A 10,022-nucleotide genomic window follows, 5' to 3' on the forward strand; every position below is an offset into this window, starting at 1 on the left:
TTTTAGCAGTGTATGTGTATCGCCTTCAGCCTGCGCAGAGAGTGCGGACAATGACGTTCGCCTGAACACCAAAAGCCACCACAGCGACAGAAGCCAAAAAAATAAAATGGCTTCATCTGAGAATCCCTTCTTTACCTGGAACAATGCGACCATCTATTTTTTACTGACCGACCGTTTTTACAATGCAAATCCAGCCAATGATCTTGCGTACGGCAGAAAAAAAGACGCCGCACCATTACGTGGTTATATGGGCGGCGATCTGGCCGGTATTACGGCAAAAATAAAAGAAGGCTATTTCAATCAGCTGGGTGTGGACGCGATCTGGCTGACGCCGCCAGTCGAACAGGTTCATGGCGCGGCAGACGAAGGCAGCGGAAAATCATACGGCTTTCATGGTTACTGGGCACGTGATTTCACCAGCGTTGATGCCAACCTCGGTACCGACGCCGATATGCGCGAACTGGTCGATACCGCGCATGCACATGGCATACGCGTCTTGCTCGATATCGTCATGAATCACGTTGGCCCGCAGACTGAGCAAGATACTGCCTGGCCGGAAAGCTGGGTGCGCGATGCGCCTGTCTGTACTTACAAAGATGTGGCAAGCACAGTCAGTTGCACATTGGTGCAAGGTTTGCCGGATATCCGCACCGACCGTCATGAGCCAACGCCATTGCCGCCGTTTCTGATCGATAAGTGGAAAGCCGAAGGCCGTTATGCCAAAGAAATCAGCGAGCTGGATCAGTTTTTTAAACGTACCGGCTATCCGCGTGCGCCCAGGTATTACCTGATGAAATGGCATACCGACTGGATCAGGAAATACGGTGTCGATGGTTTTCGCGCCGATACCGTCAAGCACGTTGAGCCGGGTGTCTGGAAAGAACTGAAGCAACTCGCCAGCAGTGCTTATGAAGAGTGGAAAACTGCGAACCCACAAAAAAAAGTCGGAGACACGCCTTTTTTTATGACCGCCGAAGTTTACGGTTATTCGATTGCTGAAGGCCAGAAGTTTACGATGGATGGTGGCAGCCAGATTAATTTTTACCAAAACGGTTTTGATAATCTGATTAATTTTGGTTTCAAGTCTGATGCGAAGAAAGATCGCGAACAGCTCTTCAGCACGTATTCAGCGCGACTGCACGGTGATCTGCAAGGCTACTCGGTTCTCAATTACATCAGCTCTCATGACGACAGTGCACCTTTTGATCTGCAACGGCACCAGCCTTTTGAGGCGGCGACGCGACTCTTGCTGAGCCCGGGCGCAGCGCAGATTTATTACGGCGACGAAACCGCGCGTGATATTGATGTGAAAGAAGCGCAGGGCGATGCCAGACTGCGTTCCCTCATGAATTGGGATGCGCTGAAGGCGAATGCAATACAGCAGGATTACCGGATTGCCGATGTGTTCGCACACTGGAAAAAACTTGCGTCGTTCCGCAGACTACATCCTGCGGTTGGCGCCGGAATACATCAGAAAATCAATGATCGTCCTTATACATTCAAGCGCACATACGACAATCACGGTCAGCATGACAAAGTGGTGGTGGCACTGGATTTACCTGCACATCAGGAAAACCGTATTTCAGTTGCGGGCATATTTTCTGACGGCCAGAGATTACGTGATCATTATTCAGGAAAGACGGCAATCGTGGTGAAAGGTAGCGTGACTTTCGCGAGCCAGTTTCCGATTGCTCTGATTGCACAGGACGCACCATGAAACAGAAAACGCATTTCAAACGCATCTCATGTCTGGCAACGCTGGCGCTGTTGATGCAGTTCTGTGCGGGTAATCTCGCTGCGCAAAATGCCAGCCGCAGCATACAGCGCGTTTCTGTCCAGCCTGCTTATCTCGAAGTGGTAACGAATGATGGCCGCTATATATTTAAGCCGTATACAAAAAATATTATCGAGACGAGTTTTATTCCGGCAGGCGAACATGTGCAGCAAGCCTCGCATGCCGTGGTGTTGAGACCGGAAAAAATCAAAGCACAGCTTCACAGCGATAAGCAGCATCTCAGCTATGTCGCAGGCAACATGACGGTTCATATCAATCGTGTGCTATTCCAAATCAGTTATACCTATAAAGATAAAGCCCTGATTGCAGAGGATCAGGGTTATCAGCGATCGGCACAGGGGCGAAGCCTGGGCTTCCGGCTGGATCAGGATGAAGCCTTATATGGCGCTGGTGCCCGTGCCCTTGGTATGAACCGGCGTGGCTATCGCTTGCCTTTGTATAACAAGGCGCATTACGGTTACGAAGAACATTCCGAGCAAATGAATTTTTCTATGCCTCTGGTTTTTTCTTCCAAAATGTACGGCATACATTTCGATAATCCGACGACAGGGTTTCTCGATCTCGACAGCAAAAAAAATAATGTGCTCGCCTATGAAAGCCTGAGCGGACGTCAGACTTATCAACTGATTGCGGGTGACAGCTGGGAAGATATTATTTCTGCGTACACGCAACTGACAGGACGGCAGCCATTGCCACCACGTTGGGCCTTCGGTAATTTCGCCAGCCGCTTTGGTTATCATTCAGAATCCGAGGCGCGTTCTGTGCTGGCGAAATATCAGGAAGAGCAGATTCCTGTGGATGCGATTATTTTCGACCTGTACTGGTTCGGAAAAGACATCAAAGGCACGATGGGAAATCTGGCTTTTGACAAAGATCATTTTCCGCAACCTCAAAAAATGATTGCCGACTTTGCGCAGCAGGGCGTCAAAACCATACTGATTACCGAACCATTTATCCTGACCAGCTCGGCCAGATGGAAAGAAGCTGTGGCAGAAAATATTCTGGCAAAAGATCAGCAAGGCCAGCCTTTTACCTATGATTTTTATTTCGGTCACACCGGCCTGATTGATCTGTTCGATGCGCATGCACAACAATGGTTCTGGAATATCTACAAGAATCTGAAAGCGCAAGGCGTGGCCGGATGGTGGGGCGACCTGGGTGAGCCGGAAGTGCATCCAGCCGGTCTGCAGCATCAAACCGGATCGGCAGATCAGGTTCATAATATTTACGGGCATCAATGGGCGAAACTGATTGCCGAAGGCTACCGCAAAGACTACCCGCAAGAGCGGCCTTTCATACTGATGCGCGCAGGTTATTCCGGCTCACAGCGTTTCGGTATGATTCCGTGGTCAGGTGACGTGAACCGGACCTGGGGTGGTTTGCGTTCACAACCTGAAATTGCACTGCAAATGGGTATGCAGGGAATGGCGTATATGCATTCCGATCTTGGTGGCTTTGCCGGCGCCAATCTGGACGATGAGCTCTATACACGCTGGTTGCAATATGGCGTATTTCAGCCGGTATTTCGTCCGCATGCACAGGAAGAAGTCGCTTCAGAACCGGTGTTTCGTGAGCCTGCAACGCGGGCGCTTGCCAAGGCGGCTATCGAGTTACGTTACCGCCTGCTGCCATACAACTATACGCTGGCATTTGAGAATAACCAGCATGGCTGGCCGCTGATGCGCCCACTGTTTTTTGCCGAACCAATGAACCCGGCCTTAAGCGCGGCATCCGACAGTTATCTGTGGGGACATGATTTGCTGGTGCATCCGGTGCTGAAGGCAGGCCAGAAAAAAGCGGATATATATTTCCCCGCCAGCAGTAACTGGTTTGATTTTTATACAGGGCAGACTTATGCCGCAGGCAGCCGCCTGAGCGTCGATCTCGTGCGTGAACATATCCCGGTTTTTGTTCGCGGCGGTGCTTTCATTCCTATGGCAAAACCAGTGCAAAATACCGGGCAATATTCAACGCGGGCGTTTGACTTACATTACTACTATGATCCTGCGGTTGCGGCTTCTCAGGGGCAGTTATACGATGATGACGGCGTAACGGCCAAAGCCTTTGAACAAGGCGCATACACATTGATGAAGTTTCGCAGCGAGCACCGGCAACAGGAATTGGTGCTGACGCTGGATGCGGTGAATGGTGCAAATACGCGTAAAAATTTTAGTAAAACGCATGTCTCACAAGCTGCTGCCAGCGACAGACGTGTACAGGTAGTCATTCACAATATCACCGCTGCACCGAAAAAAATTCTGCTGCAAAATCAGCCGGTGGCGTTTGCCTGGGATGCATCCAGCAGGCAAGTGACGCTGGATGTCGTATGGAAGGCGGATACTACGGCGACATTAGTTGTGCAAATGAGGGATTGAGCGCGACAGAATATGCGGCAACCAGCAGGGGCTGTGGTAAATTGTATAGTTTTTCTCACCACAGACAGCGAGACAAATATTGGATCATGATGTGATGAAATCCCGGAAATCAATTAAATAAAAAAACATGGCAGAACACACGTTGGCAGGACAGGACACATACCCGGAACATCACGGTGCCGGTTTTTCTGGTGGTCCGCGTTTACTGGCAGATATCGGCGCGACCCATGCCCGCTTTACGCTGGAAACAGCACCCGGAGTTTTTTCCGCGGTGCGTGTATTGAAATGTGATGATTACAGCGGCATTGTGCCTTTGATCCGCGCCTATCTGCATGATCATCAGGGCAATCGCATTCAGCATGCGGCGTTTGCGATTGCCAATCCGGTGGATGGTGATGATGTACGCATGACGAACCGTGACTGGGCGTTTTCTATCGAAGCGGTACGGCGCGAATTTGGTTTGTACACCTTGCTGATCGTGAACGACTTTACGGCGCTCGCCATGTCCTTACCGGGCTTGCAGGCCAGTGATGTGATGCAGGTCGGTGGTGGTACTGCCGTCGAAAAATCTGTGATCGGTGTGCTCGGCCCGGGCACTGGTCTGGGGGTTTCCGGACTGATACCGACCTCTGACGGTTTCGTTACCCTCGGTTCGGAAGGTGGGCACGTCAACTTTGCACCGTGTGATGAACGTGAATATGCGATTTTGCAATTCGCCTGGAAAGAATGGCCGCACGTCTCGACTGAGCGCCTGATTTCTGGCCCCGGTTTAGAGCTGATTTATCGTGCGCTGGCGGCGCGGCATCAGCAGCAAGTGCGTGCTTTATCGGCGCAGGAAATTATGCATGCAGCCTTGCATGAAGCCGAGCCGCTCAGCCTCGAAACCTTGGAATGTTTTTGCGCGATGCTGGGAAGTTTTGCTGCGAATCTGGCGGTGACGCTGGGTGCTTTCGGCGGTATCTATATCGGCGGAGGCATCGTGCCACTCATGGGTGAACATTTTACCGCGTCGCCGTTTCGTAGTCGCTTCGAAGCGAAAGGGCGCTTTAGTAGCTATCTGGCGCAAATTCCAACGTATGTGATTACCACGCCGAATCCGGCGTTTTACGGTGTTTCCGCGATCTTGTCTGAGCATTTGCGCGGGCGCAGCGGCGACAGTTCTTTGCTGGACCGCATACAGCAGATACAGCTGGAACTGACTCCGGCAGAGCGTCGCGTTGCGGCGCTGATACTGGAGAATCCGCGTACCGTATTGAATGAAGCAATTGCCGAAATATCGCGTCTGGCCGATGTCAGCCAGCCGACCGTGATACGTTTTTGCCGCTCGCTGGGCTTTACCGGGCTTGCTGATTTCAAGCTGAAATTTGCCAGCAGTCTGACCGGAACGATTCCTGTACGTCACAGTCAGGTCCGGCGCAATGACAGCACTCACGATCTGAGTGCCAAAGTAATCGATAACACCGTGTCGGCGATTTTAAATTTTCGTGACCAGCTCGAAGTGCATGCGATTGATCAGGCGATTGCCTTATTACGCAAGGCAAACAAGGTCGAATTTTATGCGATGGGCAATTCGCGTGCAGTCGCGCTGGATGGTCAGCACAAATTTTTCCGTTTCCGCATTCCGACCGCAAATTACGGCGATGCGCATTTGTTCACGATGGCGGCCGAATTACTCAATCCCGGTGATGTGGTGATTGTGGTGTCTAATTCCGGTAAGTTGCCAGAACTGCTGAATGCGGTGGACGTTGCATTGAATGCCGGTGCCGATGTGATTGCGATTGCACCGCATCAGTCGCCGCTAGCGAAAAAAGCCAGCGTCTGTCTGGCAGTGAATCACAGTGAAGATAACGCTACTTTTTTATCGATGATTTCGCGCATATTGCAGTTATTGCTGATCGACATTCTGGCCGTCGGCTTATCGGTCGACGCGCCGCACAGCGCAGACTCGCGTGAGAAAGAAGCGACACGTCTGAGCCATCTGCTGATTTCACATCTGGACAGCTGATATCGCGCGCGCTGCGGCGCTTGTTTGCAGTGTAAGAATTTATTGCACTGCTGCTCAGCAGCGACGTAAAAAAGTACAATGTTGGTTTAGCGTCGCCTGCAATCGCGCTTCCTTTGCTTTCTGATCGTACTTTATGTCGCTGCTTCAATCTCTCAAAAATTTCACAAATAAATTCAGCTCCGGCGCGCATGCAGCGGCCTCCGTCACGTCGCCAGTGCTGACGCCGCAGATGCAGAGCGATCCGCTGTTGACGGAAGTGCTCGCTGTGGCACTCAGCGATGCCGGAATTGCATTTGAACGCTTGCCGTCGTGCATACAACTGGCGGAAGGGCTGGCGCTGGCTGTGCAGCCGGTGACAACGAATGTGGTTGGTGAAGGGCGGGTTCGTACCTGCACCCGCATACACGCCTGGCATCCGCAGTATTTTCCGCAAGGGATCGCTGAATATCAGCATGCGCTTGGTGCTGACGAGGCAGCTGCCATCGCGGAGGGCTTTGCGCAATGGATCAAAATGGATCTGGTCGTTTTGCTGGATGCGACGCGCGATGTGCCACGTGATTGCACCGTGATAGAAATGAATGTGGCTAATGGTGCAGAAACTACTGAAGCATCTGAACATGCCGGATTGTCTCGGTTCCGTCAGGTGATTTTAGGGCCGGTCGCGCATCTGGCGAGCAATCCGCCACCAAAGAATAAAGAAGCGCATCCGTTTTGCCCGTGTTGTTTGTTTACCGAGAGCATGGAGGCGTTTCACGATGTCTTGCAGACGGATCAGTTTCTGGGCGTGCGCCTGTTCGCGTCGCGTGATCAGCTCGGTGTGGCGGCTGCGGATTGTCGCGTCAACGGCGAGGATTTTCCGGCCGCATTGCCAGCGCTGACTGCTTATGTAGAAAAATGGCCGCAACGCGGACTGGAATTTCGCAAACAATATGTGGTGATCCGCACCGTGAGCCGGGTAGTGGATGCCAGCGCCGTTCCTGTGAATAGTGCTGATGTGAGCAACTGAGTTCGTGCAAGAATAACGATGCCGATTGCGAAGGAAGATGAGAATGAACGTATTGCTTAAACTGATCGCCTTGCTGATTGCGCTGGCGATGACGGCGGTGCTGGTGCTGGCGCCATCGGTGTTTGTCAGCTATGTGCTGCCATTAGTGGATGTCTGGTTCTTTGCGCAATCAGAAGAGCATCAACGGCTGATCTTGCTCGGGGTGAAATGGGTTGCCCCCGCGATCGCTTTACTGTGTCTGTTATTTTTATTGATTGCACTGGCGCTCAAAACGATACGGCAGAAAGACCGCAACCAGCCGGAGTCTGCTGGTTTCACTCCACCTTCTGCTGCGAGCGCTGCTGATGTTGCTAATGCGGGTTCTGCGGATGTTGTTGCTGCTGACATTGCGCCCGGAGCTGCAAGCGATACGACGGCTGATACTACAACTGATACTGCCACTGAAAAAGAGTCGCAGTAAGATGTGCAACGGCAGCGGTTTTGCCCTGGATTTCATATACTCCCCCCTGTTTTTATGAAAATACCCTTCATGTCCTTATGAAATAAATACATTTTAAGATACTGGGGGGAGTATATTTATTGCTCTACAGGCCAATCTGCAAGCAGTCAGCGGCAGAAAGCAAAAAAGGCAGGGAATCCCTGCCTTTTTTTATGTACCGCGTTGCGACGGTATTTTGTGATTCCGTTTGCGGCTGAATTACTTCAAGAACTGCTCATTGCCGACCATACCGATCTTGGTCACACCAAGACGCTGAGCCGAGGCCATCACCGCCGCCACCGATTTGTACGGTACCACAGCATTCGGACGCAGATGCACTTCCGGTTGATTTGGCTGTGCCGCCACTTCACCCAGCTTCGCTTCGAGTTCGTTACGGCTCGCGACCGCCACACCGTTCCACAATACCGTACCGTCAAAGTCAACGTCGATATTGATCACCACCGGTGGTTCCGTTGGCTTACTCGGGGTGTTGGTCGGCATGTTCAGATTCACGGAGTGATTCTGAATCGGGATCGTGATGATGAGCATGATGATCAGCACCAACATGACGTCGATCAACGGCGTCATGTTCATTTCTATCATCACTTCAGGATCGGCGGAGGAGCTGCCTGAGCCTATTTGCATTCCCATATCTGGTCCTTTTCCTTAATTCCGTGGTGGCGGTTCGATCACGAACCCGACCTTGGTGATCCCGGCGCGCTGGGCGGTCAGGATGGTTTTGCCAACGAATTCGTAACGCACATTCTGGTCGCCACGAATATGGACTTCCGGTTGCGGTACTTTGACGGCTTCAACTTTGAGTTTGTCAAACAAACCTTCGGTGCCGCCTGGCAGGGGTTTCATGCCGCCATTCCAGTAGACGTCACCATCTTTACTGATCGATACGGTGATGTTTTCTGGTTTGGTTTTGTAAATCTGGTTGCGTTCTGCCGGGAGCTTGAGTTTGACCGTGTCAGTAATCACCGGGGTGGTGATGAGGAAGATGATCAATAAGACCAGCATGACGTCGACCAGCGGGGTGGTGTTGATGGTGCTGTTGACTTCGTCTTCGCCATCACCATCGTTGCCGATTGCCATTGCCATAGTGTGTTCTCTTTCAGATTGCACGCCGGTGCACTGGGCAACCGGCGTTGTGACTTGAGTCGTTAGTGCCTGTGACTGTGTGTCTGGTGTGCCGTCTTATTTCTTGGCAACTTTGTTCATGCTGCCAGACAGAACGACGGAGTGCAGATCACCTGCGAAGGAGCGGACTTCTTCCATCGCGCTCTTGTTGCGGCGAACCAGGAAGTTGTAGCCCAGAACCGCTGGAACCGCAACGGCCAGACCAATCGCCGTCATGATCAGCGCTTCACCCACAGGACCGGCTACTTTGTCGATGGACGCCTGACCGGACATACCGATCGCTGTCAACGCATGGTAAATACCCCAGACTGTACCGAACAGACCAACGAATGGAGCAGTAGAACCAACGGTTGCCAGGAAGGCCAGACCATCTTGCAGACGGCTTTGTACTTTATCGACAGCGCGTTGGATAGACATGGACACCCAGGTGTTCAGGTCGATTTGTTCCAGCAGGGCGCCTTCATGGTGTTCTGTGGCTTTGATACCAGAGTCAGCGATGAAGCGGAATGGGCTGCCTTCTTTGAGTGCAGCGGAACCAGCTTGTACGGAAGCAGCTTTCCAGAATTTGCCAGCTTCTTTGGCCTGACCAGAGAGTTTGACCTGGTCGATGATTTTAGTGATCAGGATGTACCAGCTACCCATGGACATGATGACCATGATGATCAGTGTGCCTTTGGCAACGAAGTCACCTGTTTTCCAGAGTGCGTCTAAGCCGTATGGGTTTTCAATCACTTCTTTCGCAGGTGCAGCAGCGATGTCACCGGCAGGTGCGGCAGCAGGTGCAGCAGCGTCAGCCGCTGGTGCGGAAGCAGCAGGTGCTGCAGTGGAGGCAGCGGCGGAAGCTTCTTGTGCGGAAGCTGGAGCGACGGCAACAGCGGCAGTCAATGCCAGGAGAGCTGCAGCCAGAAATGCGGAGAAACGGGTTTTCATTATGGTGCTTCCTTTAATAACAAATATAGAAGGTTGGTATTGCTTACGACTGTTTTTGTTGTCACTTCGTTCAGGTTGTTTGTGTCCTGCACGAGGGTGACGTTTTTAATTCATGCTGTTTTCTGGGTAAAGCAGGAAGTCAGGCACAGGGTGTTGCGTGTGTTGACTTCTTGCTTTTGCCTGACATCCGGATTAATCCAGTTTCCACACGTACTGTACTTTCGTCCAGGTTGGTTGTGGTTTGCCATCGACGGTACCTGGTTTGTTTTTGCAGGAACCAGACAGCAATT

General features: G+C 51.9%; 8 protein-coding genes. 5 read left to right on the top strand and 3 right to left on the bottom strand.

Annotated features, from left to right (window positions below; genetic code table 11):
- Positions 1-106: 106 nt before the first annotated feature.
- The 5 genes from KDM87_RS04320 to KDM87_RS04340 all read left to right on the top strand — a co-directional run bounded on the left by KDM87_RS04320 (position 107) and on the right by KDM87_RS04340 (position 7,641).
- Complete coding sequence (locus KDM87_RS04320; RefSeq protein ID WP_212677884.1) at positions 107-1,717, top strand: alpha-amylase family glycosyl hydrolase; 1,611 nt, start codon at positions 107-109, stop codon at positions 1,715-1,717.
- Positions 1,714-4,170 (top strand): glycoside hydrolase family 31 protein, encoded by a 2,457-nt coding sequence (locus KDM87_RS04325; protein WP_230407566.1) that lies wholly within the window; start codon positions 1,714-1,716, stop codon positions 4,168-4,170. Before KDM87_RS04320 ends, KDM87_RS04325 begins: the two co-directional genes overlap by 4 nt.
- Before the next feature lie 127 nt (positions 4,171-4,297).
- Positions 4,298-6,175: a glucokinase gene (locus KDM87_RS04330; protein WP_212677885.1), complete on the top strand. Its 1,878-nt coding sequence runs from the start codon at positions 4,298-4,300 to the stop codon at positions 6,173-6,175.
- Between the two features lie 133 nt (positions 6,176-6,308).
- Positions 6,309-7,181 (top strand): DUF6348 family protein, encoded by an 873-nt coding sequence (locus KDM87_RS04335; protein ID WP_212677886.1) that lies wholly within the window; start codon positions 6,309-6,311, stop codon positions 7,179-7,181.
- Positions 7,182-7,224: 43 nt separating this feature from the next.
- A complete protein-coding gene (locus KDM87_RS04340; RefSeq protein ID WP_212677887.1) occupies positions 7,225-7,641 on the top strand; it encodes a hypothetical protein in 417 nt (138 codons plus the stop codon).
- Between the two features lie 237 nt (positions 7,642-7,878).
- Here KDM87_RS04340 and KDM87_RS04345 read toward each other — a convergent pair whose 3' ends face one another.
- From KDM87_RS04345 to KDM87_RS04355, 3 genes are all read right to left on the bottom strand, one after another.
- Complete coding sequence (locus tag KDM87_RS04345; protein ID WP_186898662.1) at positions 7,879-8,310, bottom strand: ExbD/TolR family protein; 432 nt, start codon at positions 8,308-8,310, stop codon at positions 7,879-7,881.
- Positions 8,311-8,325: 15 nt separating this feature from the next.
- Positions 8,326-8,763 (bottom strand): ExbD/TolR family protein, encoded by a 438-nt coding sequence (locus KDM87_RS04350; protein WP_186886253.1) that lies wholly within the window; start codon positions 8,761-8,763, stop codon positions 8,326-8,328.
- Between the two features lie 96 nt (positions 8,764-8,859).
- Complete coding sequence (locus KDM87_RS04355) at positions 8,860-9,732, bottom strand: MotA/TolQ/ExbB proton channel family protein (protein WP_190481348.1); 873 nt, start codon at positions 9,730-9,732, stop codon at positions 8,860-8,862.
- Positions 9,733-10,022: the final 290 nt, after the last annotated feature.

The sequence above is a fragment of the Cognatundibacterium rivi genome (genome assembly GCF_018139565.1).
Lineage (GTDB): Bacteria > Pseudomonadota > Gammaproteobacteria > Burkholderiales > Burkholderiaceae_D > Undibacterium > Undibacterium rivi.